Genomic DNA, 24,655 nt, shown 5'->3' with positions numbered 1-24,655 from the left:
CATGACGCGCATGTTTCGAACGGCGGCCCTCGGCCTGGCAGGGCTGCTCGCCGCGGCACCGGCCAGTGCCCTCGACCTGACCAAGAAGCGGGAGAACCTGCCCGACCTCGTCCTGGGCGACGATCAGGGCAACGACTTCGTGGTCGAGAACAAGGACATCACGCTGGAATCCGGCAAGGCCTATCGCCTGCGGATCGTCGCCAAGGGGCGCCAGGAATACAAGTTCTACGCGCCGGAGTTCTTCCGCTACATCTGGTTCAACCAGATCGTGATCGAGCACAAGGAGATCCACGGCGGCGGGCCGCCCGATCACCTGGAGTTCGACGATCCCGGCGAGATCGCCATCGAGTTCGTCGCGATCAAGCCCGGCACCTACACCTGGTCGGTGCACGGCCTGGAGGCCAAAGGCATGACCGGCACGCTGACGGTGAAGTGATGCGCGCCCTCCTGCTCTCCGCCAGCCTGCTCGCCGCCGGTCCGGCCCTCGCGGCCGACGATGCCTCCTCCTGCGCCGAGGGCATCACGATGATCCGCGACGCGCTCGCCCTGAACCCGCCCGAGACGGCGGTGCCGAAGCTCAAGAAGGCCCTGCGGGTCGCGGAGCGGGAGCAGAAGGAGGGCGAGTTCGACGAGTGCCTCGACGCCGTGACCGACGCCCGGAAGGTCCTGGGCCGATGAGCGCGTCCGAGTCGGCGGCCCTCCTGATCGAGCATGTCGGCCACCGGTTCGGCGCCCGCGCCGCGCTGGACGACGTCTCGATCACGGTGGAGCGCGGGCACTTCGCCGCGCTGCTGGGGCCGAACGGCGCCGGCAAGACGACGCTGTTCTCGGTCATCACCCGGCTCTACAACAACCAGACCGGACGGGTCTCGATCTTCGGCCACGCCCTCGATCGCGAGCCGTCCCGGGCGTTGGCGCGGCTCGGCGTCGTGTTCCAGGCCCGGACGCTCGACACCGACCTCACCGTGGAGCAGAATCTCCTCTACCACGCGAGCCTGCACGGCATCGCCCGCGGCGCCGCCAAGGGGCGCGTCGGCGCGCTGCTCGACCGCGTCGGTCTGGCGGACAGGCGCCACGACAAGGTGCGCACGCTCTCGGGCGGCCAGTCGCGCCGGATCGAGATCGCCCGCTCGCTGATCCACCGCCCCGACCTGCTGCTCCTCGACGAGCCCACCGTCGGCCTCGACCTCGAGTCGCGGGCCGACATCGTGGCGATCGTCCGCGCCCTGGTGCGCGAGGAGGGATTGTCGGTGCTCTGGGCGACCCACATCTTCGAGGAGATCGCGGACGACGACGACGCCGTGGTGCTGCACCGGGGCCGGATCGTCGCCCGGGGCCGGGCCGGCGGGATCGGCCGGCCGGGCGAGGCGCTCGCCGACGCGTTCCGGCGCCTGGTCGCCGAGCCGGGGAGGGCGGCGGCATGACCAATCCGACATCCTACGCCACCCGGATCGGCGCGGCCCCGCCACGCGGTCAGGCGGAGCGGATCGGGCGCCTCGACGCGGTCGGCTACCTGATCTGCCTCGGCGGCATCGTCCGCCGCGAGCTGCTGCGCTTCTTCCATCAGAAGGAGCGGTTCTTCTCGGCGCTGGTCCGGCCGCTGGTCTGGCTGTTCATCTTCGCGGCGGGCTTCCGCAACACGCTCGGCGTGTCCATCGAGCCGCCCTACCAGACCTACGTGCTCTACGAGGTCTACGTGGTGCCGGGCCTCGCCGTGATGATCCAGCTGTTCAACGGCATGCAGTCGTCGCTGTCCATGGTCTACGACCGCGAGGTCGGCTCGATGAAGGTGCTGCTCACCTCGCCCTATCCGCGGTGGCTTCTCCTGCTCGCCAAGCTGATCGCCGGCGTCGCCGTCTCGATCGTGCAGGCCTACGCGTTCCTGGCCGTGGCGTTCTTCTGGGAGAGCGACATCCCCTGGCTCGGCTACCTGACGGCCCTGCCGGCCTTCCTGGCCACCGGCCTCATGCTCGGAGCGATCGGGCTGTTCCTCTCCTCGCTGGTCCGCCAGCTCGAGAACTTCGCCAGCGTGATGAACTTCGTGATCTTCCCGATGTTCTTCGCCTCGTCGGCCCTCTACCCGCTGTGGCGGATCCGGGAATCCTCCGAGACGCTGTACTGGATCTGCCAGCTGAACCCGTTCAGCCACGCGGTCCAGCTCGTCCGCTACGCGCTCTACGTCCAGTTCGAGCCGGTCGCCTGCGCCGTGGTGGTGGGCGTGGGGCTCGCCTTCTTCGGCATGGCGGTGGTCGCCTACGACCCCGGCCGCGGCATCATGGCCCGGCGCGGCGGCCCGGCCGGCGACAACACCTGATGGAGTCCGCCCAATGAACGTCCTCCTGACCCGCATCCTCGGCCCGGCGCTGGGGCTGGCGCTCCTCGCCGGTCCCGCCCTGGCCCAGCCGAAGCCGGATCCGGACTGGCCCTGCGTCCAGCGCAAGGTCGCGACCCTGAGCCCCGGCCAGTTCTGGACCGGCCCCGACGTGGAGGCGGCCGGCGACTGGGGCAGCGACAACGACGCCGCCGCCCTGGCGCAGAAGATCGCGTCCCGCCGCACGGACCTCTCGCAGGTCGGACCGCTCCTCGACACGTTCGCGGAGAAGTTCGGCTCCGACAAGGACGCGAAGGACAAGGCCCTGACGCGCGTCTACGCGGGCGTGTTCGAGGTGCTGAACGGCGAGCGCAACAAGGTGGTCGGCGGCATCGCCCGCTACGCGCAGGGCCAGCGCCGGATGGCCGAGCGGATCCGCGACGAGGCCGACAAGATCAGCCAGGTCAAGGACGCGCCGAGCGCCTCTGACGCGACCGAGCTCCCGAAGGACCAGTCCGAGCTGGAGACGAAGTTCGCCTGGGATCGCCGGATCTTCCAGGAGCGGAGCCAGTCGCTGACCTATGTCTGCGAGGTTCCGCAGCTGCTCGAACAGCGGCTCGGTGAGATCGCGCGCCTGATTCAGGCTCGCCTGTGACCCGCGCCGGCCGTCATTGCCAAATTATCCCGGTCGGGTTGCCAAAACATCCCTAAGTGGCTGAAATCTTTACCGAAACTGTTGCTGTTTAACCACGTGACGCCGCGTTCGGTCGACGCGGGCCGGAAATGAGGCCGAAACGCGTCTCACGTGTTCTTGAACCAATTGTGCGTGATCCCGGCACCCGCCAAGAGAGACCCAAGCTCGGCAGTCACGAGCACGTGTTTGGGTTTGAGGGGGTAGGGGATGTCACTTCGGGCGCTTCGGAGCAGCCTGGTCGCGTCGGCATCGGTTCTCGCCGGGACGGTCCTTCCCGCGGCGGTGCAGGCTCAGCAATCGGTGACGCTCGGCGAGATCAGCGTCGTCTCGACGTCGCCGGTCGGGGCCGGCGGCGGCAGTTCGAGCCAGGCGCAGATCTTCAACGGGCCCGGCCCGGTGCCGCCGGCCGGCTCGGTGGGACCGAGCGCCGGCGTGCGGCTGCGCGGCTCCGAGCAGCCCCTCTACAAGATCCCCAGCACCGTCGAGTCGGTCACGGCGAGCGATCTCACGATCGATCGCGCCAGCGACAACCTGACCACGACGCTGGCCCGGCGCACGCCCGGCATCAACGTCTCCGACTCGCAGGGCAACAACAACCGCGTCGACATCACCTACCGCGGCTTCACGGCCTCGCCCGTGCAGGGCGTGCCGCAGGGTCTCGCCGTCTACCAGAACGGCGTGCGCATCAACGAGGCCTTCGGCGACATCGTCAATTTCGACCTCATCCCCCCGCAGGCGATCCAGCGCATCGACGTCGTCACCGGAAACCCGGTCTTCGGCCTCAACGCCCTCGGCGGCGCGGTCAACATCCAGATGAAGAACGGCTTCACTTGGCAGGGCACCGAGATCTCGGCCTGGGGCGGCTCGGACGCGCGCACCGCCGGCTACCTCGAGTACGGCAAGGTCTCCGGCCCCTGGAGCGTCTACTTCACCGGCGACGGTCTGAACGACCGCGGCTGGCGCTACGAGAGCCCGAGCACGATCGGCCGGCTCTACGGCGACATCGGCTACCGCTCGCAGGATTCGGAGTTCCACCTGATCGGGCTCGCCGCCCGCAGCTTCTTCGGTGCGGCCGCCGCCACGCCGGTGGACTTCACCCACCGCGACCCGCGGGCGATCTTCACCTACCCGCAGACCACCACCACCGAGGTAGGCACGCTCCAGCTCACCGGCCGGGTCGACATCTCGCCGACCTGGGACCTCGCCGGCAACGCCTATTTCCGCCGCTTCAGCCAGACCTACGTCGACGGCAACGACGGCAACTTCGAGAACTGCAGCACGCGCTCCAGCTTCCGCGGCAACCTCTGCTTCGAGGATGACGGCTTCAGCCCGGCGGCCGGCCAGTCGCAGACCGCGTTCCGCAACCAGTTCCTGATCCTGGGCCAGCAGAACCAGCGCATCCCGTTCCGGTCCGGCATCCCGTACGGCACGCTGGACACGACCCGGACGGAAGCCACCGGCTTCGGCGGCTCGCTCCAGGCCGCCAACCGCGACCGGATCTTCGGCCTGTCCAACAGCTTCGTGGTCGGTGGCAGCATCGATGCGGCCAACTACGGGTTCAAGTCGTCCAGCACCCTGGGCGTCATCAACCCGAACCTGTCGATCACCACCGATCCGAGCAACCCGTTCTACGGCAACATCCCGGGCCTCGGCACGCCGCAGCTGCGGACCGCGGGCGCGCTCGGCATCGCGCCGAGCTCGGTCAACGGCTCCAATCTCTACATGGGCCTCTACACCCTCGACACGCTCGACGTGACCGACCGGCTGTCGCTGACCGCCGGCGCCCGGCTCAACTTCGCGCGCATCCAGAGCGAGGATCTGACCGGCTTCTCGCCGGACGTGACCGGCACGCACTACTTCAACAAGATCAACCCGGTCGCCGGCCTGACCTACCGGTTCTTCGACGCGCTCAACCTCTACGGCAGCTACTCGGAATCGAACCGCGCCCCGACCCCGCTGGAGCTGGCCTGCGCCAACCCGGACCGGCCGTGCCTGCTGCCGAACTCGCTGGTGGCCGACCCGCCGCTCAAGCAGGTCACCGGGCGGACCTACGAGGTCGGATTCCGCGGCCAGCTGCCGAACACCTATGACGGCGGCATCATCACCTACAAGATCGGCGCCTTCCGCACCGACCTCGCCAACGACATCCTGTCGCTGGCCACCCCCGGCAACACCGCCCGCGCCTACTTCGTCAACGTGCCGTCGACGCAGCGGCAGGGCATCGAGGTCGGCGGCGAGTACACGGCCGATTACCTGCGGGTCTACGCCAACTACGCCCTGGTCGACGCGACCTTCCAGTTCAACGGCACCCTGTCGTCGCCCAACAACCCGCTCGCGGATGACGGCGCGATCCAGGTCCGCAAGGGCAACGTCGTGCCGCTGGTGCCGACCCACCAGATCAAGGCCGGCTTCGACTACTTCGTCACGCCCGACTGGCAGTTCGGCCTCTACCTCCAGGCCTTCTCGTCGTCCTACTTCCGCGGCGACGAGTCGAACCTGAACCGCAAGCTGCCGCCCTACTACGTGCTGAACTTCCAGACCAAGTACCAGGTCACGAAGAACCTCGAGGTGTTCGGCCTCATCACCAACCTGACCAACAACCGCTACGCCACGTTCGGCACCTTCGCCGAGCCGGGCGCGGTGGCCGGCAACCTGCGGATCAGCGATCCGCGGACCACGACCCTGGCGCAGCCCTTCTCGGTCTACGCCGGCATCCGCTACGCCTTCGGCGCCGATCCGGTGCCGATGTCGCCGGAGCCGATCATCCGGAAGTACTGACCCGTCCGCGATGGCGAGGGGCGGGCGCCTCCCGCGGCCTGAGGGCCGCGCGGGGCGCCCGTCGCGTTCCGGGGCTGGCGCATGCGGCCTCCTGTCTCGGGAACGGGCCCGTTCGTCCGGCGTCTCCCCGGTAGCCGCACCGGCGCATCACCGCCCCTCGCGCACGAAGGGCCGGCGCCGGCCGCACCCCGACACCGTGGAGCCTCGTCCCGATGATCATCCGTTTCGCCGTTGCAGCCCTCGCCCTGGCGGCCGCGACGCCTGCCCTGGCGACCCCGTGCTCTGACGAGGTCGATACGCTGCAGCGGCGGCTCGACAGCGCCGGCGCCGCCGCGGTGACCGGGACGACCCCGCCCGGCGGCACGACGTCGTCCAACTCGCCCAAGGCCCTCGACACGCCGCCGGCGCTCACCAAGTCCGACGCCGCCGTGAAGCCCACAGCCTCGGGCGTCGAGGAGGCCAAGAAGCTGGTCGCCCAGGCACGCCAGCAGGACAAGTCCGGGGACGCCCAGGGCTGCCGCGACACGATCATGAAGGCCAAGGAGAAGGCCGGCGCCCTGCCGTAGCGGCGCGCACGGCCGGCACCGCTCCGGTGCCGGCCCCACCGCTCAGTAGGCGTTCTCGGTCCTGAACAGCGCGAACGGCGTGGTCAGCAGGATCTGCAGGTCGAGCAGTACCGACCAGTTCTCTATGTAATAGAGGTCGTGCTCGACGCGCCGCTGCAGCTTCTCCGAGGTGTCGGTCTCGCCGCGCCAGCCGTTGACCTGAGCCCAGCCGGTGATGCCGGGCTTAACCTTGTGGCGGGCGAAGTAGCCGTCGACCACCTGATCGTACAGGGTGTTGGCGGCTTTCGCCTGGAGCGCGTGCGGTCGCGGGCCGACCAGCGACAGGTCGCCCTTGAGCACGTTGAACAGCTGCGGCAGCTCGTCGAGCGAGGTCTTCCGGATGAACCGGCCGACCGGTGTCACGCGCGGGTCGCCCCGGGTCACCATCCGGGCCGCGCCGGCGTCGCACTGATCCACGTACATCGAGCGGAACTTGTAGACCTCGATCAGCTCGTTGTTGAAGCCGTGGCGCTTCTGCCGGAACAGCACGGGCCCGCGCGACGTGAGCTTCACCGCGAGGGCGATCGCCAGCATGAGCGGCGACAGCGCCAACAGCATCATCAGGCCGACGCAGCGGTCGAACAGCGCCTTCACCACGACGTCCCAATCGGCGATCGGACGGTCGAACACGTCCAGCACCGGGACCGAGCCGAGATACGAGTAGCTGCGCGGGCGCAGGCGCAGCTTGGCGGCGTGCGCCGAGAGCCGGATGTCGATCGGCAGGACCCAGAGCTTGGCGAGCATCTGGAGGATCCGCGCCTCCGCGGTGATCGGGATCGTGAACACGATCAGGTCGAGCCGGGCGTGCCGCGCGTAGGCGACGAGGTCGTCGACGTTGCCGAGCTTCGGGTGCCCCGCCACCACGTCGGAGGACCGATCGGCGTTGCGGTCGTCGAACACGCCGACGATGCGGATGCCGCTCTCGCTCTGCGTCTCCAGGGCGGCGATCAGGTCCTCGGCGGGCTGGCCGCCGCCCACGATCGCGGTGCGCCGGTCGAACCGTCCGGCCCGGGTCTGGGCGTCGATGATGCGGAAGAGCACGAAGCGCCCGAGCAGCAGCGCCCCGAGGCCGGTGCCGAAGAAGGTCGCGAGCCAGAGGCGCGAGTAATGGTCGGCCACCTTGGCCAGCACGAGTCCGGCGGCGACCATCAGGAAGGTCATCGACCACGCCGCGATCAGCCGGATGGCGGTCTTGAAGAAGCTCCGGAAGGCGGCGACCCGGTAGCCGCCCGACGCCTGGATCAGCGTCACGGTGATCACCGCGATCATGCCGATCGCGCCCGCGTAGGTCAGTCCGAACGGGACGCGCCCGCGGAGCATCAGCAGGTGCAGCAACGCGCCCAGGCCGAAGATCAGCGTGCATTCCAGGGCGCGCACCAGCCCGGCCACCACGACGGGCGAGATCGCCGTCGGTCCCGGCGCGGCGGTCTCGGCGAGCGGCACGCCGCCGGCGGCCGGGACCGAGGACGCCTCCATCGGGACGGCGGCCTCCAGGAGATCGCGGATGTCGAACGCGCTCATCGATCGGCTCCCCCCGAGCCTTGCGGTCGCTGCCTCGAAGGAAGCTTGGCACGGGGCGTTGTGGGAACATTTAAGAGCGAGGGTGCCGCCGCCTTTTCCACCGCGGCGCACAGGCCCCGATCCTCTTCCGGCAGGTCTCGCCGTCAGGCGGTCCGGGCTCCGGCGATCGCCCGCGGCGCGGGATCGCGGCGCTCCGCGCGGGCCTCGAAGGCCGCGGCGTAGCCGGAGACAACCTCGCTGCCCATGCGGTCCAGGGAGAAGCGCTGCCGGATCGAGGCGCTCAGGCCCTGGGTCCGCGCGGCCAGGGCCTCCGGCGCGGCGTCGAGAACGCGACGGATCCCCTCGGCGAGCGCCGCCGGGTCCCGCGACGGGACGAGGTCGCGGGCGGCCGCGCCGAAGATCTCCGGAATGCCGCCGACCCGGGTGGCGACCAGCGGCTGCGCCGCCGCGGCGGCCTCCAGCACGACGTAGGGCAGCGACTCCGCGAGCGACGGGACGACGAGGATCCGGCCGCGGGCCAGCACGGAGCGGATCGCCTGCGGCGGCTCGAACGCCACCGCGTCGGCGAGGCCGAGGCGGGCCACGGACTCCCGCAGGATCTCGGCGTCCGGCCCGGATCCGACCAGGAGCAGGCGCAGCGCCCGACCCTCGGCCCGCAGCCGGACCAGCGCCTCGAGCAGGTAGGGCAGCCCCTTGGCCTCCCGCAGCTCACCGACATAGAGCAGGTCGAAGGGCTCGGCGACGCGGTCGAGCGGCGCGAACTCGGCCTCGGCGATGCCGTTGTGCACGATCCGCGTCACCCGCTCGGGACCGCCGACGAAGCTCCGGTGGCGGCCCGCGACGTACTCGCTCTCGAACAGGAACGCGTCCGTGCGGCGGGCGAGCACCGCCTCGGCCCCCATGTAGAGGCGGTGCAGTGGGCTGCCCGGCCGGTAATTGTAGCTGCCCCCGTGCGGCGTGTAGGCCCGGATCGCCGGACCCGCCGCGGCGAGCCGGGCATAGGCGCCGCCCTTGGCCCCGTGTCCGTGCAGCACGTCCGCGCCGACCTCCGCGGCCCGCTGGGCGACGGCGCGCAGACAGGACCAGTCCGACGGGTGCGGATTCCGGCGCATCGGCAGCCGGACGAGGCCGAGATCCAGGCAGGGCATCAGGTCCGCCAGGGCGCCCGCGGCGCGGTCACCGCCGGTGCTGGAGTCGCAGACGAGGCCGACATGGTGTCCCGCGGCCGCCTGGAGGCGGGCGAGATCCATCACGTGCCGGAACAATCCGCCCACGGGCGCCCGGAACACGTGCAGGATCCGGTAACGGTGAGCGAGGCCAGAGTCGTTCGTCTTCGGGACCACGGTCCAGCTCCCGGGAATATCAGTCCCCGAGTTGTGGTGCACCCGCGGTCGCGGGAAACTTAAAGCAGGTCGCCCGCGCTCGACCTTTTCAGCAGAACGGTAACCGGAGTTTTACGCGCGACGTCGCAATCGATTGCGACGCTAGGTCATCGGCGAGCCGTTCAGGCTGGCCCAGATCGTCCCGTAATGGCAGGCCGTGGCGGCGAGGACGAAGCCGTGCCAGATCGCGTTCTGGAAGGGCAGGGTCCGCCAGACGTGGAACACGACGCCGATCGAGTAGAGCGCCCCGCCGATGCCGAGCAGCCACAGGGCCGTGGGCTGAAGCGCCGCGATCACCGATTCGTAGGCGAACAGCCCGCTCCAGCCGAGCATGAGGTAGAGCCCGATCGACAGGCGGTCGAATCGGCCCGGCAGGAAGAGCTTCACCGCGATCCCGATCAGCGCCACCAGCCAGATCATCGCCAAGAGGGCGTAGGCCCGCGGCCCCGATCCCACGAGGGCGACCAGCGGCGTGTAGGTCCCGGCGATCATCAGGTAGATCAGGGCGTGGTCGGCGCGGCGCAGGAGCCATTTGCGCGGGCTGACCGGATAGAGATTGTAGAGGGCTGAGACGCCGAGCATCAAGACGAGGGCCGTGGCGTAGACGACCACCGCCGCCCGCTCGCCGAGCCCGAGATGCGCCGTGACCGCGGTCGCCACCAGGGCCACAGCACCGGCGAAGCCGAGCAGCACGCCGAGACCGTGGATCACGCCATCCGCCATGATCTCCCGCGGCGTGTAGTGCCAGGTCAGGGAGAGCGGTCGACCATCCTCCGCGAGAGACATCTTGAAGCCTCCTGCAACGCGTGCAGCTTAAAGCTTGAGAAGTCTTGGTCGTTCCATGTGCAGATTGCTGATGGGGAGTTATCCCAAGGTTCCACTGAAAGCGGTAAAAGTCTCGTGCGGCGCAGCGAGACCGCTGCACCGCACGAAAGCCTAGATCCGGCCTCCGGCCAGACCCTCGAACCCCAGCGGCGGCTCGGCGGCGGCGGGCTCGACCAGGCCGAACCCGCGGCTGAGCCGGGCATGGACGGTGGCCATCGTCAGCACCGCCATGGCGAGCACCTGATGCGCGAGCGCCGCCCAGAGGGGGACGGCGAGGAGAAGCGTCGCGATCCCCAGCGCCATCTGGGCGAGGACGAGGATCACGACGCCCGCGGCCCGCCCGGCCGCGCTCTTCGGGCCGGTGAGCCGGGCATCGACGGCGTGCAGAACCGCCACGACGAACACGAGGTAGGCCGTCACCCGATGATCGAACTGAACGAGGGCGTGGTTGTCCACGAAGTTCTCGATCCACGGCCGGATCGCGAAGAGGCTGTCCAGCGGCGGGACGAGCTGGCCGTCCATGGTCGGCCAGGTGTTGTAGACGAGGCCGGCATGCGAGCCGGCGACGAGGCCGCCGAGGAAGATCTGCACCAGGACCAGGATCGGCAGCAGCAGGGCGGTAGCCCGCAGCCGTGCCGGGGCCGGCGCAAGGACGCCGCGGCGCTCGCCCGCGGCCAGCCAGACCAGGCCGGCCAGGATGAGGCTCGCGGTGGTGAGGTGCAGGGCGAGCTTGAGCGGCGCCACGGCCGTCATGCCGGGCTGAAGGCCCGAGGCGACCATGATCCAGCCGATGGCGCCCTGGAGGCCGCCGAGCAGGCCGAGGCCGAGCAGGCCGAGACCGAGCCGCCGGCTGATGCGGCCCTGCCACCAGAACAGGATCAGCGGCAGGAAGAACACGAGGCCGATCACGCGGCCGAGCAGGCGATGGCCCCATTCCCAGCCGTACAGCACCTTGAACGCCGACAATCCCATCCCCTGGTTGAGGATGTTGTATTGCGGCGTGTCCCTGTACTTGGCGAACTCGGCCGCCCAGTCGGCCTCGGTGAGCGGCGGGATCGCGCCCGTGACGGGGCGCCACTCGGTGATCGACAGGCCGGACCCGGTCAGCCGCGTCGCGCCGCCGACCGCCACCATGGCGACCACCAGGGCCGCGACCACGTAGAGCCAGGTCCGCACCGCCCCCGACCGCCGGTCGCCCGCGCCACTCATGTCCATGCACGTCCCTTCCGCGGATGCCAGGATGCGCCCGCCTGACCCGGGTTAGGGGATGTCCGAACGACCAGCAACGGCGCCGGCGCCGCAGCCCGCGTCAGCGGGCGCGTTGCCAACCGGATCCCGGAGCGGTAGCCGTCGCCTGTCCGCGCCCGCAGCGCCGGCCGCCAGGCCAGCGGCCCAGTCCGAAGGCGCGGCCCAGGAAGTCAACCATGCGCCGCCGCACCCGGACCCTGATCGGCACCCTCGCCATCCTGGTCTTCGTCTGCCTGTACGGCCCCCTGGCGATGACCCTGGCCGATAGCCGCATCTCCGAGACGCCGGCGGCGGTGCAGGCGGTGATCTACTCGATTCTCGGCATCGCGTGGATCTTCCCGCTGATGCCGCTGATCCGGTGGATGGAGCGGCCCGATCGCTGAGTCCAACCCTCGATTTTGCCGCACTCGGGGATCACAAGCCTGCCGTCCCCGCTCGAGACCCCTCCGTGCACCGCCCGACTCTCTGCCTCAAGCCGCTGGCTGCCCTCGTCGTGCTGCTCGCGCCCGTTCCGGCCCTGGCGCAGGGGACACCGCGCTCCATCGGCGAATGCGAGCGCCTCAAGAACGACCTCGCCTACAACCAGTGTCTCGCCATGTTCGGCCCGGCGGCCAAGAACGTCGCCGGCGGCTACGCCTCGGCCGACACGACGGTCGCCGCGGCGGCCACGCCCGCGGCCGCCATGGCCGAGCCGATCCCGCAGGTGGACGAGGCGGTCGAGGCCAGCACCGGCCGCCGGCGGCGCTACCGGTCCGTGCGCGGCCGGCAATACGCCTCGTTCTCGACCGGCTACCGCCACCGGCGTCGGCGCTAGGGCCGGCTCGCGCCGGTCGCGGCCCTAGCGGGCATCCGGCGCTTCGAGCGCCGCGAGGACCTGCGCGCCCGGCACCGAGCCGTCTCCGGGCCAGACGCCCCAATCGGCGACCTGATCCAGGGCGTCGGCGAGGCGACGCTTGTAGACGTGCCGCGGCACCTCCTCGGCGCCGAACTGCGTCAGGTGTTCGGTGACGAACTGAGTATCGGCGAGCCGGTAGCCCCCGGCGCGCAGGCGGGCCATCAGGTGGACGAGGGCGACCTTCGAGGCGTCGCGGACCTCGTGGAACATGCTCTCGCCGAAGAAGGCGGCCCCCAGCGAGACGCCGTAGAGGCCGCCGACGAGCCGGCCGTCGGCGCCCGCGTAGACCTCGACCGTGTGGACGTGGCCGATGTCGAACAGGGCACCGTAGAGTTCGCGGATCCGCCCGTTGATCCAGGTGCGCTCGCTGTCCCGGCGGGGCGCGGCGCAGCCGTCGATCACGCCGTCGAAATCGGTGTCGCAGCGGACCACGAACTGGTCGGACCGCACCGTCCGGGCGAGGCGCCGGGGAACGCGGAACGCGTCGAGGGGGAGAACGCCGCGCGCCTTGGGCTCGACCCAGTAGAGCGTGGGGTCGTCGGCATCCTCCGCCATCGGGAAGATGCCCGCCGCGTAGGCCTTCAGCAGGATCTCGGGGGTGATGTCCACGCGGGCGGTGTCGTGCATGCCGTGAATGTCGCGCGCGGCCGGCGCGAAGACCAGATCCCGCGCGCGCCGCTCTCGCCGCAGCCCCGCCCGGTTCCGGTCAGGCTTTCATGCCGCCGTCTTCCAGGAAATGCTCCAGCCAGTGGATGTCGTAAAGGCCGTTCTGCACGTCCGGGTTACGGACCAGGGTCCGGAACAGCGGCAGCGTCGTGTCGATCCCGTCAATGACGAACTCGTCCAGGGCCCGGCGCAGACGCATGAGGCACTCGTTGCGGGTCCGGCCGTGGACGATCAGCTTGCCGATGAGCGAATCGTAGTTCGGCGGGATGCGGTAGCCCTGGAACGCCGCCGAATCGACCCGGACGCCGAGGCCGCCGGGCGTGTGGTAGTGGGTGATCTCGCCGGGCGAGGGCCGGAAGGTCTCCGGGTGCTCGGCGTTGATCCGGCACTCGATGGCGTGGCCCTCGACCTTGATGTCCGCCTGGCTCACCGAGAGCGGGCCGCCCGAGGCGACCTGGATCTGCTCGATGACGAGGTCGATCCCGGTGATCATCTCGGTGACCGGATGCTCGACCTGGATACGGGTATTCATCTCGATGAAGTAGAACCGCCCGTCCTCGTAGAGGAACTCGATCGTGCCGGCGCCCAGATAGCCGAGCTCCTTCATCGCGTTGGCGCAGATGCCGCCGATCTCGGCGCGCATCGACTCGTTGAGCGCCGGCGAGCCGCCTTCCTCCCAGACCTTCTGGTGGCGGCGCTGGAGGGAGCAGTCGCGCTCGGCGAGGTGCACGGCACCGCCGCGGCCGTCGCCGAGCACCTGGACCTCGATGTGGCGCGGCTTCTCCAGGTACTTCTCGAGATAGACCGCGTCGTCCCCGAAGGCGGCCTTCGCCTCGGACTTGGCCATGCCGATCGCCTGCTCCAGCTCGGCCTCGGAACGCGCCACCTTCATGCCGCGGCCGCCGCCGCCCGCCGCCGCCTTGACGAGGACGGGGTAGCCGATCTCGGCGGCCACGCGCTTGGCGGTGTCGGCGTCCTCGACCCCGCCCTCGGAGCCCGGCACGCAGGGGATGCCGAGCTTCAGCGCCGTGCGCTTCGCCTCGATCTTGTCGCCCATGGTGCGGATGTGCTGCGCCTTGGGGCCGATGAAGCCGATCTGGTGGTGGGCCAGCACCTCGGCGAAGCGGGCATTCTCCGACAGGAAGCCGTAGCCGGGATGCACGGCATCGGCCCCGGTGATCTCGCAGGCCGCGATGATCGACGGGATGTTGAGGTAGCTGTCGCGGGCGGCCGGCGGCCCGATGCAGACGCTCTCGTCGGCGAGGCGCACGTGCATGGCGTCGGCGTCGGCTGTGGAGTGGACCGCCACGGTGGCGATCCCGAGCTCCTTCGCCGCCCGCAGGATGCGCAGGGCGATCTCGCCGCGGTTCGCGATCAGGATCTTGTCGAACATCGGACCCGTTAGGGCGTCCTGGCGATCCCGGACCGCGCAGGATGCTCTATCCTCTCGTGTTGCGGCGTCGTCCGGGACTGGGCGGCGAGCGCCCGGCGGACGTCCTAGGTGATGACGAGCAAGGCCTCGCCGAACTCGACCGGCTGACCGTCCTCGACGAAGATGGCGCTGATCGTGCCGGCGCGGGGGGCTACGATCTCGTTGAAGGTCTTCATCGCCTCGATCAGCAGCAGCTTGTCGCCGACCTCGACCTTCGAGCCGACGTCCACGAACGCCTTGGCGTCGGGCGAGGGCCGGAGATAGGCGGTCCCGACCATCGGCGAGGGCACGGTGCCGGGCTGCGCGCGGGCCGGCTCGGCCGGGGCGAGGGGGGACGAGGCGGCGGGCGCCGCCGGCGGCGGGGCGACGGCCGCGAGCGGGGCCGGCGCCGCGACCTGCACGCTCACGGGTTCGAGCCGCCGCGCGACGCGGATGCGCAGGTCGCCCTTCTCGACCTCGATCTCGGAGAGGCCGGTCTCGGTGACGAGGTTGGCGAGCTCGCGCACGAGCTCGGGATCGATGGCGTCGTTCTTTGGCATCCGGCCTACTTCGTCTCGCGGCACATCGGTGCGTCCATCCGGGCTCGGCCCTGGACCCCCACCGCGGCCCTGCGGCTGGCGGCTCTTAGACGAAGGCGCCCCGGCGCGACAAGGCTGCGCGGAACGCCTTCGGGGTCCCTCGGTCCGTTCCGTCAGCTCAGCAGGAGGCGTGGCCGCACTGGCGCACGTCGGCGATGGTCTTGCGCATCGGCTCGACGCCGACGGCACCCGGGATCACCTCGTCGCCGATGATGAAGGCCGGCGTGCCCGAGAGGCCCAGGCGGTCGCCCAGGCCGCGGTTCTCGCTGAGCGCGGCCTTCACCTCGGGGGAGGCCATGTCCTTCTGCAGCTTGGCGGTGTCCACGCCCATGTCCTTGGCGACCTGGATCGCCCGGGCGCCGTTCACGCGGCCCTTGGTCTCCAGCAGCTTCTGGTGGAACTCGAACAGCTTGTCGCCCTTGAGCTGCTGGCGCACCGCGACGGCGACCTGGCTGGCCTCCAGCGATTCCGGGCCGAGCACCGGGAAGTCCTTGATGACGACCCGCAGCTTCGGGTCGGACTTGATCAGCGCCTGGACGTCGCCCAGCGCCTTGCGGCAGTAGCCGCAATTGTAGTCGAAGAACTCGACCAGCGTGACGTCGCCCGTCGGGTTGCCGGCGACGACGTCGTGGGACCCGTTAATGAGGGCCTCGCGCGATTCCTTGAGGGCGGCGGCCTGGGCGAGGCGCTGCGTCTCGGCCTGCTGCTTCTCGGCCTCGGCGAGGGCCTCCTGAAGCACCTCGGGATGCTTGATCAGGTAGTCCTTGACGATCGCCTCGATGCCGGCGCGCTGCGCGTCCGTGAACGGCGCGGCGGGGGGCGTCGCGGTCTGAGCGAGAGCGGGGACGGCGACGAGGCCGAGCGCCAGGACCAGCGCGGGCAGGGGGCGGATGAAGGGCATAGATCCTCGCTTGCGCGGCGGGGCGGCCCGCGCGTGGCGCGAGCGGTAGGGGCTGGGTTAGGCGTTTTCGCGGCGACCGGTCAAATCCCGCGGTGGCCGCGGCGCGCGGTGCGGCAGCGCTCGCCGATCGCGCACCGCCCCGCCTGCCGAGCCGAGGGGCCGCCTCCGCGGATCGACGGCCCCGCCGTCGCGGGGACGCGCGGCCGAACCCGGCTCCGGCTTGAGGCAGGGGCCGCGAGCGTCTAACCCCCGCGGCGCCAGCTTCGTCCGGCGCAGAGCAGACCCCATGATCCCGATCTCCCGGCGCGCCGCCGCCGTCCAGCCGTTCCTCGCGATGGATGTCATGGCGGCCGCCGCCGCCAAGGCGCGGGCGGGCAGCGACGTGGTGCGGATGGAGGTCGGCCAGCCGTCGGCGCCGGCGCCCCGAGCCGTGATCGCGGCCGCACAGGCTGCGCTCGCCAGCGGCCGCGTCCCCTACACCGAGGCCCTGGGCCTGCCGTCCCTGCGGGCCCGCATCGCCCGGGACTACGCGGAGCGGCACGGCGTCGCGGTGAGCCCGGAGCGGGTGGTGATCACCACCGGATCCTCGGCGGGCTTCGTGCTCGCCTTCATGAGCCTGTTCGATTCCGGCGCCCGGGTCGCCGTCCCTCAGCCGGGCTATCCGGCCTATCGCAGCATCCTGGCCGCCCTCGACCTCGTGCCGGCGCCGATGGTGCTGCGCGCCGAGGACCGCTTCGCGCCGACCGCGGCTTTGCTGCGCGAGACCCACGCCCGCGCGCCGGTCGCCGGGGCGCTGGTGATGAGCCCGGCCAACCCGTCCGGCACGGTGATCACGGAGGGCGCCCTGCAGGATCTCTGCGCGGCGGCGCGCGGCCTCGGCCTGCCGCTGATCTCCGACGAGATCTATCACGGCCTCAGCTACGGCGAGCCCACCGTCACGGCGCTGCGCTTCGACCCCGACGCCGTCGTGATCAACTCGTTCTCGAAGTACCACTGCATGACCGGCTGGCGCGTCGGCTGGATGGTCGTGCCGGAGGCGCTGGTCCGCCCGATCGAGCGTCTGGCGCAGAACCTCTACATCTCGGCGCCCTACCTGTCGCAGGTCGGCGCGCTGGCGGCCTTCGACGCGACGGACGAGCTGGACGCCGTTCGCGACGGCTACGCGCGCAACCGCACGATCCTGCTGGACGCCCTGCCGGGCCTCGGCCTCGGCCGCGTGCACCCGGCAGACGGCGCCTTCTACCTCTACGCAGACGTCTCGAACCTCACCAACGACGCCGCGGATTTCTGCCGGCGCATGCTCGACGAGGCGCACGTCGCGTCGACGCCCGGCCTCGACTTCGACCCGGACGTGGGCAACCACCACGTCCGCTTCTCCTTCGCGGGCTCGGAGGCCGAGTGCCGCGAGGCGGTGGCGCGGCTGAAGGCGTGGCTGCGCTGACCGGTCAGGCCGCCGGCACGAGCGCGCCGACCGCCTCGACCAGCTCCGAGAAGTGCTCGATCACCCGGTCGGGGCCGAGTTCGGCGACCGGCCGGTCGGTGTAACCGAAGGTGACCGCCACCACCGGGATGCCGGCGGCCTTGGCGGTGTCGATGTCGGTCCGGGAATCGCCCACCATGACGGCGCGGGCCGGGTCACCGGCGGCGCGGGCGATGGTGCCCGTCAGGTGGCGGGGATCGGGCTTGGCTTGCGGGAAGGTGTCCCGGCCGCAGATCGCCGCGAAGCGGTGGCCGATCCCGAGGAGGCGCAGCAGCTCGACCGACTGTCCCTCGTACTTGTTGGTGCAGACCGCGAGCCGGAAGCCGGCCGCCTCGAGGGCGTCGAGCGCCTCGACGACGCCCGGGAAGAGGTGGGACGTGTCGGCGAGATGCGCGCCGTAATGGGCGATGAAGGCGTCGAAGAGCCGGTCGTGGTCCTCCGGCGACAGCGGCCGCCCCTCGGCCTCGAAGCCGCGCCGGATCAGCGCTCGGGCACCGGCGCCGATCAGCCCGCGCGCCTGCGAGAGGGGCAGTTCGGCCAGCCGCTCGCGCTTCATCAGCACGTTCAGGGTGCCGATCAGGTCGCCCGCGGTCTCCGCGAGGGTCCCGTCCAGGTCGAACACGGCGATCGGGGGTTTGCGCGTCGGTTCGGTGGACATGCGGGACAGGCTCCGGGCTCGGCTGGATCTCGAACGGCGTCGCTATCGGGGTGGGGGAACCGGGGCAAGCCAGCCTTCGGTGTACGGCGGGGCGCGGATCGTCTCACCGAGCGCCCCAGACTCGCCCGAAAGCGCGGACAAACGCAGCGCGTACCAGCCCCGGGACCCGCGATGAAACTCTCCTTGCCCTTCCTGCTGCCGCTCCTGGCCGCCTGCGCCGCGCTGCAAGCCCTGCCGGCGGCCGCGACCTCCTTCGAGTTCGTTCCCGCCCCGCAGACCGACCTGAACCGGATGTACCGGGTCGACAAGGTGACCGGCGAGGTGACCTCCTGCCAGTACGGGCTCCAGGAATCGGCTGGCGGCATCGGCCAGACGGTGTGCTTCGGGCCGGGGGAGGGCGCCGGGCCGCAGACCCCGTCGGAATACGGGCTGGTCGCGAGCCGGCACACCCGCGAGGCCGGCGTCTTCCGCGTGAACTACCGGACCGGCGAGATGAGCATCTGCTTCGTGCTGGTGAAGAAGGAGCAGGTCGTCTGCACCCAGCAGGGCAAGCCCGGCGCCGAGGGCGCGTCCGACACCCCGCTCACCGGTCCGGCCCCCGGTCGCGCCGGCGCCAGCGCCACCCCGACACAGGGCGGCCGCCCGTGACGCGGACGTGCGGGCGCGGGCGTTCCGGTCGGCCCGGTCCCGTGCTACGGGCCGCCCGACGCTCACGGAAAGACCGGCTGCCCATGACCCGCGCTCCCTCGCTCACCCTCGCCGACCGGGCGGTGTCCCGGTGAGCGGGCCGGACCTGCGGCGGGCCGCGGCCGCCCGCGCCCTCGACCTCGTCGAGCCGGGCATGCGGCTCGGCCTCGGCACGGGCTCCACGGCGGCGGCCTTCGTGGCGCTCCTCGGCGAGCGCGTCCGTGCCGGCCTCGACATCGTCGGCGTACCGACCTCCGAGGCCACGCGCACGCAGGCCGAGAGCCTGGGCATCCGCCTCGCGACCCTGGACGAGCAGCCCGAGCTCGACCTGACCATCGACGGCGCCGACGAGGTCGACGACCGGCTCCGCCTGATCAAGGGCGGCGGCGCGGCGCTCCTGCGCGAGAAGATCGTCGCCTGCGCGAGCCGCCGCATGGTGGTGATCGCCGACGCGGCCAAGCACGTGGCGCGGCTCGGCGCCTTCCCGCTCCCGGTCGAGGTCAATCCCTTCGGCCTCAAGGCCACGCACCGCGCCGTCGAGGCGGCGGTCGCGGGGGCCGGCTGCTCCGGTGACGTCCGGCTGCGCGCCCAGGCCGATGGCAAGCCCCTGGTCACGGACGGGGGCCATTACATCCTCGACGCGCGCCTCGGTGCGATTCCCGATCCGGAGGCCCTCGGCGCCGCCCTCTGGGCCGTGCCGGGCGTCGTCGAGCACGGCCTGTTCCTCGGCATCGCCGACGCCGCGATCCTGGCGGCGGCGCGGGACGGGCAGGCCGAGGTCACCGTTCTCGGCAGCCTCACCTGAGGCGCCGCCCTCCATCGCCGGCCATCCTCGCAAGAAAGTCCAGCATGTCCCGTCGTCCCACCGCCGTGCCAGGCCTCCTCAGCCTCGCGCTCGGCCTCGCGCTCCTGGCGCTCCCCCACGCGGCGGCCGCGCAGCCGCAGAAGGCCGCGCAGGCCAAGCCGGCGGCGCAGCCGGCCGCCGGCACCCCCGCGGCCAACAGCCCGGCCGCGGCCACCTACACGCCGGCCCACCTCGCGCTCGCCCGCGAGGTGATGCTCAGCTCCGGCATCGCCCGGTCGTTCGACTCGGTGCTGCCCGCCTTCGCCGACCAGATCCGGAAGCAGACGGTCACCCGCCCCGAGCTCTCCAAGGACCTCGAGGAGGTCCTGGCCTCGCTGCAGCCGGAGATGGAGCTGCAGAAGCAGCGCATGATCGACATCGCGGCGCGCACCTACGCGTCGAAGTTCTCCGAAGCCGAGCTGAAGGAGATCGCGACCTTCTTCCGCTCGCCCGCCGGCAAGCACTACGTGGAGGCGCAGCCGCAGCTCCTCGACGAGATGGTGCAGGAGATGCAGGACTGGACGCAGGACGTCTCGGAATACGTCATGGTTCGCGTCCGCGCCGAGATGGGCAAGCGCGGGCACCAGATGCAGTGAGGGCGGCCGCTCCTGCGGGCGGATCGCCGTGAGAGACCGTCCGTGAACGCGGCCGGCCGCATGTACGCGGCGGGCGGCGCGCTGCTCGCGGCCACGCCGCTCGCCATGGTGCTCGCCAACCGGTCGAGCCCGCTGGTCGTCGGCCTGGCGGCGCTCGCCTTCCTGGCCGGACGCTGGGCGGAGGACGCGTCCGCCCTGCGCGGCGCGCTGCTGTCCCCGCTGCGGACGCCGCTCGCCGGCGCGGCGCTCGCCTTCATGGCCTGGGCGCTGGTCTCCCTGGCCTGGAGCCCGTTCCCGGTCGTCTCCCTGCGGGTGCTGGGCGAGTTCCTCCCGACGCTGCTCGCCGCCTACCTGCTGGCCTGCCTGGCGCCCGGGCGGATCCCGGCCTTCGCGCCGCGGCTCGGCGCGATCGCGATCGGGTTGTCGGGACTCCTGATCGCGGCGGATCTCGCCGCCGATCTCGTCCTGGAGCGGGCGCTCGGGCGCCGGGTCGCCGCCTTCGTGCACAACCGGCCGGCCCTGACCCTCGACCTCGTGGCCGGCCCACTGGCACTCGTGCTCTGGAAGGGCCGCGCCCGCGGGCTCGCCGCCGCGACGCTCGCCTTCGCGGGCCTCGGCGTGCTCCGCTCGATCAGCGGCGCCGCCCAGCTCGGCCTCCTGGCGGGTGCCGCGACGGCCACCCTGGCGCGGCTCCTGCCCCCACGGGTCGGCCTGGGACTCGCCGGCCTCGGTCTCGGTCTCGCCGTGGCGCTCGCTCCGGTCGAGGGCGACCTCCTCGCCCGCGCCATGCCGGAAGCCGCCCACGAGCGCCTCGTCCAGTCCTCGTCCCGGGCCCGGGTCGCGATCGCGCGCAGCTTCGGGGCCGCGGTGGCGGCCGATCCCTGGCGCGGCGCGGGCGTCGGCACGAGCGCGCGCTTCGCCGAGACGCCGGTCGCCCGAACGGTGCCGCCGGAGATGCGCGTCCTCCTCGGGGTCGGGCACCCGCACAACAGCTTCCTGCAGGTCTGGGCCGAGCTCGGCCTGCCCGGCGCGATCCTCGCGGCCCTGACGCTGCTGCTGCTGCTCGCGCGGATCGCGCCGCTGCCGCGGCCGGACCGCGCCGCGGCCCTCGGCCTCCTGGCCTGCGCGGCGGCGATCGCCTTCGTCGAGCACAACGGCTGGGCGGCGTGGTGGACGGCGGGGCTCGGCGCTGCCATCACCTGGATGCGCGCGGCCTCTCCGGCCGGCGCGCGCGAGAGATCCGAGCGGGAAGGTCCGGCATGAGCGCGTTCGACGTCGACCTCTTCGTCATCGGCGGCGGGTCCGGTGGTGTCCGCGCGGCGCGGATCGCGGCCGGGTACGGCGCGCGGGTGATGCTGGCCGAGGAGTACCGGGTGGGCGGCACCTGCGTGATCCGCGGCTGCGTGCCGAAGAAGCTGATGGTCTATGCCGGCCGCTTCGCCGACGAGTTCGAGGACGCCGCGGGATTCGGCTGGACCGTGGAGAAGCCCCGCTTCGACTGGGGCACCCTCAAGACGCGGCGCGACGCGGAGGTGACCCGGCTCGAGGGCATCTACGACGCCAACCTGATCCGCGCCGGCGTCGAGATCGTGCCCGAGCGGGCGGTGATCGAGGATCCCCACACGGTCCGCCTCGTGGCGTCCGGCCGCACGGTCCGCGCCGAGCGGATCCTGGTGGCGGTCGGCGCGCATCCCGTGAAGGAGCCGGCGGTGCCGGGGATCGACCTGGCGATCACCTCGAACGAGGTGTTCGAGCTGGAGAGCCTGCCGGAGCGGATCCTGGTGATCGGCGGCGGCTACATCGCGGTGGAATTCGCCGGCGTCTTCGCGGCGCTCGGCAGCCGCACGACGCTGCTGCACCGGGGCGACAGACTGCTGCGCGGGTTCGACGACGAGATCCGCGACGCCCTGGCCGAGGCCTACGGCCAGCGGATGGACCTGCGGCTCGGTCGCACGCTGCGGCGCGTCGAGCGCCGGGACGGCGGGCTGTGCGCGCAGCTCGACGACGGCAGCGACATCCTGGTGGATCAGGTGCTCGTCGCGACGGGCCGGCGGCCGAACGTCGAGGGCCTCGGCCTCGACCGCGTCGGCATCGCGACCGACGCCGCCGGCGCGATCCCGGTCGACGCCTACTCGCAGACCCGAGTTCCCTCGATCTACGCGGTGGGCGACGTGACCAACCGCGCCAACCTCACGCCGGTGGCGATCCGCGAGGGCCACGCCTTCGCCGACACGGTCTACGGCGGCAAGCCCGCCTGCGTCGATCATCGCCTGATCCCGACCGCGGTGTTCTCGACCCCCGAGATCGGCGTCGTCGGCCACAACGAGGCGGCCGCCCGCGAGATCTACGGCAAGATCGACGTCTACAAGGCGCGCTTCCGCCCGATGAAGGCGACCCTGTCCGGCCGCGAGGAGCGGATCCTCATGAAGGTGCTGGTCGACTGCGCCAGCGACCGGGTGGTGGGCGTCCACATCTTCGGCCACGACGCCGGAGAAGTCATCCAGGCGGTGGGAATCGCCGTGACCATGGGCGCCACGAAGGCGGATTTCGACCGGACCATCGCGGTCCATCCGACCGCCGCCGAGGAGCTCGTGACCATGCGGGTCCCGGAAGTCACCAAGCACCCGGTCGGCGTCGGCTGAGACCTCCGCGCGGCCGGGGCCTCGACGCGGTGCGCGACCGAGCCATATCAGGGGCATGGGCAAGCAGGGCACCGGCAAGGGACGACGCGAGGACGACGCGCACGCGCGGCGGCAGGCGGTCATCGACGGCCTGCTGGAGGACGCCCTGCGGCCGGCCTTCCACCGGCCGCCGAGCCACGAGGCGCTCTCGCCGGACATCCGGCAGGCGATCGACCGCCTCCTCGCCAAGGCGGAGGCGCAGCGCAGCCGCAACCTGACCTACGACGACCTGGAGGAGGCCTTGCCGCCCCGGGACGTCTCGGCCGAGGACCTGGAGGCGATCTTCTGGATCCTGGCCGAGCACGGGATCGAAGTCGAGGACGGCGAGGCCTGACGCGAGACCCGACTCCGGGACGCGCCTGCCCCCCTCTCGCGGCACTCGCATGTCCGCGGGAACCTCTCTATAAGCCGCGCTTCGCGCGTAGGGCGCGATCGCACGAAGGGGTGCGCGGAGAGAGGTCATGGGCGAGCGTTGGACACCGAAGAGCTGGAGGCATCTGCCGATCGAGCAGGTCCCGGCCTATCCGGACGCCGCCGCCCTGGGTGCCGTCGAGTCGCAGATCGCGAGCTTTCCGCCGCTCGTTTTCGCCGGTGAGGCCCGCAAGCTGAAGGCCGCGCTCGCGCGCGTCGCCGCGGGCCAGGCCTTCCTGCTCCAGGGCGGCGACTGCGCGGAGAGCTTCGACGAGCACTCCGCCGACAACATCCGCGACTTCTTCCGGGTGTTCCTGCAGATGGCGATGGTGCTGACCTTCGCGGGCGGCTCGCCGGTGGTGAAGGTCGGGCGCATCGCCGGGCAGTTCGCCAAGCCGCGCTCGTCGCCCACCGAGACTCTCGACGGCGTGAGCCTGCCGAGCTACCGCGGCGACATCGTCAACGGCATCGGCTTCTCGGAGGAGGCGCGGGTCCCGGATCCCCGCCGGCAGCTCGAGGCCTACCGCCAGTCGGCCGCGACGCTGAACCTGCTGCGCGCCTTCGCCACCGGCGGTTACGCGAACCTCGAGAACGCGCATCGCTGGATGCTGGGGTTCGTGAAGGATTCGCCGCAATCCTCGCGCTACCAGGACGTGGCCGGCCGCATGACCGACGCCCTCGACTTCATGCGGGCGATCGGCATCAACCCGGAGACCCATCCGGAGGTGCGGACCACCGACTTCTACACCAGCCACGAGGCCCTGCTGCTCGGCTACGAGGAGGCGCTGACCCGCGTCGATTCGACGACCGGCGACTGGTACGCCACCTCCGGCCACATGCTGTGGATCGGCGACCGGACCCGGCAGCCGGACCACGCCCACGTCGAGTACGCCCGCGGCATCAAGAACCCGATCGGCCTGAAGTGCGGCCCGTCCATGAAGGCGGAGGGCCTGATCCGGCTCATCGACCTGCTCAACCCGGAGAACGAGCCGGGGCGCCTCAGCCTGATCTGCCGCTTCGGCGCCGACAAGGTCGGCGACCACCTGCCGGCGCTGATCCGGGCGGTCGAGCGGGAAGGCCGCTCGGTCGTGTGGATCTGCGATCCGATGCACGGCAACACGATCCCGGCCGGCCGCTACAAGACCCGGCCGTTCGAGCGGGTCATGCAGGAGATCGAGGGCTTCTTCGGCGTCCACCGGGCCGAGGGTACCTTCGCGGGCGGCATCCACCTGGAGATGACCGGCAAGGACGTGACCGAGTGCACGGGCGGCGCCCGGGCCCTGACCGCCGACGACCTGCAGGACCGCTACCACACCTACTGCGACCCGCGCCTCAACGCGGAGCAGGCGCTGGAGGTGGCGTTCCGCACGGCCGAGCTGGTGAAGGCCGAGCGCAGCCACGTGGAGCGCCCGCGCCTCGACGCCGCCGAGTAGGGCGGACCACCGGACCGCGCGTCCGGCCG

26 protein-coding genes are annotated in these 24,655 nt (G+C 71.5%); 17 read left to right on the top strand and 9 right to left on the bottom strand.

Features of this window, described 5'->3' with window-relative positions:
- Position 1 precedes the first annotated feature (1 nt).
- From ACTJK8_RS09570 to ACTJK8_RS09540, 7 genes are all read left to right on the top strand, one after another.
- A complete protein-coding gene (locus ACTJK8_RS09570; protein ID WP_012319672.1) occupies positions 2-436 on the top strand; it encodes a hypothetical protein in 435 nt (144 codons plus the stop codon).
- Complete coding sequence (locus ACTJK8_RS09565) at positions 436-678, top strand: hypothetical protein (RefSeq protein ID WP_012319671.1); 243 nt, start codon at positions 436-438, stop codon at positions 676-678. The genes ACTJK8_RS09570 and ACTJK8_RS09565 overlap by 1 nt, the downstream gene beginning before the upstream one ends.
- Positions 675-1,424 carry an ABC transporter ATP-binding protein gene (locus tag ACTJK8_RS09560; RefSeq protein ID WP_012319670.1) on the top strand — a complete coding sequence of 250 codons (750 nt, stop codon included), beginning with the start codon at positions 675-677 and terminating at the stop codon, positions 1,422-1,424. The genes ACTJK8_RS09565 and ACTJK8_RS09560 overlap by 4 nt, the downstream gene beginning before the upstream one ends.
- Positions 1,421-2,314, top strand: coding sequence for an ABC transporter permease (locus ACTJK8_RS09555; RefSeq protein ID WP_012319669.1), 894 nt, complete (start codon positions 1,421-1,423; stop codon positions 2,312-2,314). The genes ACTJK8_RS09560 and ACTJK8_RS09555 overlap by 4 nt, the downstream gene beginning before the upstream one ends.
- A 13-nt stretch (positions 2,315-2,327) precedes the next feature.
- Complete coding sequence (locus tag ACTJK8_RS09550; protein ID WP_029361184.1) at positions 2,328-2,966, top strand: hypothetical protein; 639 nt, start codon at positions 2,328-2,330, stop codon at positions 2,964-2,966.
- 246 nt (positions 2,967-3,212) lie between these two features.
- Positions 3,213-5,783 (top strand): TonB-dependent receptor, encoded by a 2,571-nt coding sequence (locus ACTJK8_RS09545; protein ID WP_440761835.1) that lies wholly within the window; start codon positions 3,213-3,215, stop codon positions 5,781-5,783.
- A 212-nt stretch (positions 5,784-5,995) separates the two neighbouring features.
- Positions 5,996-6,349, top strand: a complete 354-nt coding sequence (locus ACTJK8_RS09540; RefSeq protein WP_012319666.1) for a hypothetical protein — start codon at positions 5,996-5,998, stop codon at positions 6,347-6,349.
- Positions 6,350-6,391: 42 nt separating this feature from the next.
- Here ACTJK8_RS09540 and ACTJK8_RS09535 read toward each other — a convergent pair whose 3' ends face one another.
- From ACTJK8_RS09535 to ACTJK8_RS09520, 4 genes are all read right to left on the bottom strand, one after another.
- A complete protein-coding gene (locus ACTJK8_RS09535; protein ID WP_043073894.1) occupies positions 6,392-7,909 on the bottom strand; it encodes an undecaprenyl-phosphate glucose phosphotransferase in 1,518 nt (505 codons plus the stop codon).
- Between the two features lie 143 nt (positions 7,910-8,052).
- Positions 8,053-9,252 (bottom strand): glycosyltransferase family 4 protein, encoded by a 1,200-nt coding sequence (locus ACTJK8_RS09530; RefSeq protein ID WP_058606789.1) that lies wholly within the window; start codon positions 9,250-9,252, stop codon positions 8,053-8,055.
- Between the two features lie 141 nt (positions 9,253-9,393).
- The gene (gene trhA, locus ACTJK8_RS09525; RefSeq protein WP_012319663.1) at positions 9,394-10,077 is read right to left on the bottom strand and encodes a PAQR family membrane homeostasis protein TrhA; all 684 of its coding nucleotides are present in this window, start codon (positions 10,075-10,077) and stop codon (positions 9,394-9,396) included.
- Between the two features lie 150 nt (positions 10,078-10,227).
- A complete protein-coding gene (locus ACTJK8_RS09520; protein WP_373866304.1) occupies positions 10,228-11,355 on the bottom strand; it encodes a COX15/CtaA family protein in 1,128 nt (375 codons plus the stop codon).
- A 185-nt stretch (positions 11,356-11,540) separates the two neighbouring features.
- Between ACTJK8_RS09520 and ACTJK8_RS09515 the strand changes: the two genes are divergently transcribed.
- Positions 11,541-11,747 (top strand): DUF2842 domain-containing protein, encoded by a 207-nt coding sequence (locus tag ACTJK8_RS09515; protein ID WP_012319661.1) that lies wholly within the window; start codon positions 11,541-11,543, stop codon positions 11,745-11,747.
- A gap of 65 nt (positions 11,748-11,812) precedes the next feature.
- Positions 11,813-12,178: a hypothetical protein gene (locus tag ACTJK8_RS09510; RefSeq protein WP_012319660.1), complete on the top strand. Its 366-nt coding sequence runs from the start codon at positions 11,813-11,815 to the stop codon at positions 12,176-12,178.
- Positions 12,179-12,202: 24 nt separating this feature from the next.
- Here ACTJK8_RS09510 and aat read toward each other — a convergent pair whose 3' ends face one another.
- The 4 genes from aat to ACTJK8_RS09490 all read right to left on the bottom strand — a co-directional run bounded on the left by aat (position 12,203) and on the right by ACTJK8_RS09490 (position 15,836).
- Positions 12,203-12,886, bottom strand: a complete 684-nt coding sequence (aat, locus tag ACTJK8_RS09505) for a leucyl/phenylalanyl-tRNA--protein transferase (RefSeq protein ID WP_012319659.1) — start codon at positions 12,884-12,886, stop codon at positions 12,203-12,205.
- A gap of 79 nt (positions 12,887-12,965) precedes the next feature.
- Entirely contained in the window at positions 12,966-14,318 is a 1,353-nt protein-coding gene (gene accC, locus ACTJK8_RS09500; RefSeq protein ID WP_012319658.1) for an acetyl-CoA carboxylase biotin carboxylase subunit, read from the bottom strand.
- 104 nt (positions 14,319-14,422) lie between these two features.
- Entirely contained in the window at positions 14,423-14,896 is a 474-nt protein-coding gene (gene accB, locus ACTJK8_RS09495) for an acetyl-CoA carboxylase biotin carboxyl carrier protein (protein ID WP_012319657.1), read from the bottom strand.
- 157 nt (positions 14,897-15,053) lie between these two features.
- Positions 15,054-15,836, bottom strand: coding sequence for a DsbA family protein (locus tag ACTJK8_RS09490; protein ID WP_043073873.1), 783 nt, complete (start codon positions 15,834-15,836; stop codon positions 15,054-15,056).
- 286 nt (positions 15,837-16,122) lie between these two features.
- Between ACTJK8_RS09490 and ACTJK8_RS09485 the strand changes: the two genes are divergently transcribed.
- Entirely contained in the window at positions 16,123-17,277 is a 1,155-nt protein-coding gene (locus ACTJK8_RS09485) for a pyridoxal phosphate-dependent aminotransferase (protein ID WP_012319655.1), read from the top strand.
- A 4-nt stretch (positions 17,278-17,281) separates the two neighbouring features.
- On the opposite strand, the gene ACTJK8_RS09480 is transcribed toward ACTJK8_RS09485, so the two are convergent.
- Positions 17,282-17,974, bottom strand: a complete 693-nt coding sequence (locus tag ACTJK8_RS09480; RefSeq protein ID WP_440761834.1) for an HAD family hydrolase — start codon at positions 17,972-17,974, stop codon at positions 17,282-17,284.
- Between the two features lie 171 nt (positions 17,975-18,145).
- On the opposite strand from ACTJK8_RS09480, the gene ACTJK8_RS09475 reads away from it, so the two are divergent.
- The 7 genes from ACTJK8_RS09475 to ACTJK8_RS09445 all read left to right on the top strand — a co-directional run bounded on the left by ACTJK8_RS09475 (position 18,146) and on the right by ACTJK8_RS09445 (position 24,626).
- A complete protein-coding gene (locus tag ACTJK8_RS09475; RefSeq protein ID WP_012319653.1) occupies positions 18,146-18,622 on the top strand; it encodes a hypothetical protein in 477 nt (158 codons plus the stop codon).
- A 130-nt stretch (positions 18,623-18,752) separates the two neighbouring features.
- Entirely contained in the window at positions 18,753-19,466 is a 714-nt protein-coding gene (rpiA, locus tag ACTJK8_RS09470) for a ribose-5-phosphate isomerase RpiA (protein WP_059409980.1), read from the top strand.
- Between the two features lie 44 nt (positions 19,467-19,510).
- A complete protein-coding gene (locus ACTJK8_RS09465; RefSeq protein WP_012319651.1) occupies positions 19,511-20,101 on the top strand; it encodes a DUF2059 domain-containing protein in 591 nt (196 codons plus the stop codon).
- Positions 20,102-20,161: 60 nt separating this feature from the next.
- On the top strand, positions 20,162-21,364 hold the full coding sequence (locus tag ACTJK8_RS09460) for an O-antigen ligase family protein (protein ID WP_440761867.1): 1,203 nt from the start codon (positions 20,162-20,164) through the stop codon (positions 21,362-21,364).
- Entirely contained in the window at positions 21,361-22,743 is a 1,383-nt protein-coding gene (gene gor / locus ACTJK8_RS09455) for a glutathione-disulfide reductase (protein ID WP_024829755.1), read from the top strand. The genes ACTJK8_RS09460 and gor overlap by 4 nt, the downstream gene beginning before the upstream one ends.
- A gap of 55 nt (positions 22,744-22,798) precedes the next feature.
- Complete coding sequence (locus ACTJK8_RS09450) at positions 22,799-23,116, top strand: RNA polymerase sigma factor region1.1 domain-containing protein (protein WP_012319648.1); 318 nt, start codon at positions 22,799-22,801, stop codon at positions 23,114-23,116.
- Between the two features lie 127 nt (positions 23,117-23,243).
- Complete coding sequence (locus tag ACTJK8_RS09445) at positions 23,244-24,626, top strand: class II 3-deoxy-7-phosphoheptulonate synthase (protein WP_012319647.1); 1,383 nt, start codon at positions 23,244-23,246, stop codon at positions 24,624-24,626.
- The last annotated feature ends 29 nt before the right edge of the window (positions 24,627-24,655 follow it).

The organism is Methylobacterium sp. 22177, assembly GCF_052045615.1.
In the GTDB taxonomy this organism is placed as follows: domain Bacteria; phylum Pseudomonadota; class Alphaproteobacteria; order Rhizobiales; family Beijerinckiaceae; genus Methylobacterium; species Methylobacterium radiotolerans.
The sequence above is the reverse complement of the archived record's forward strand: the minus strand, read 5'-3'. Positions and strand labels throughout refer to the sequence as shown.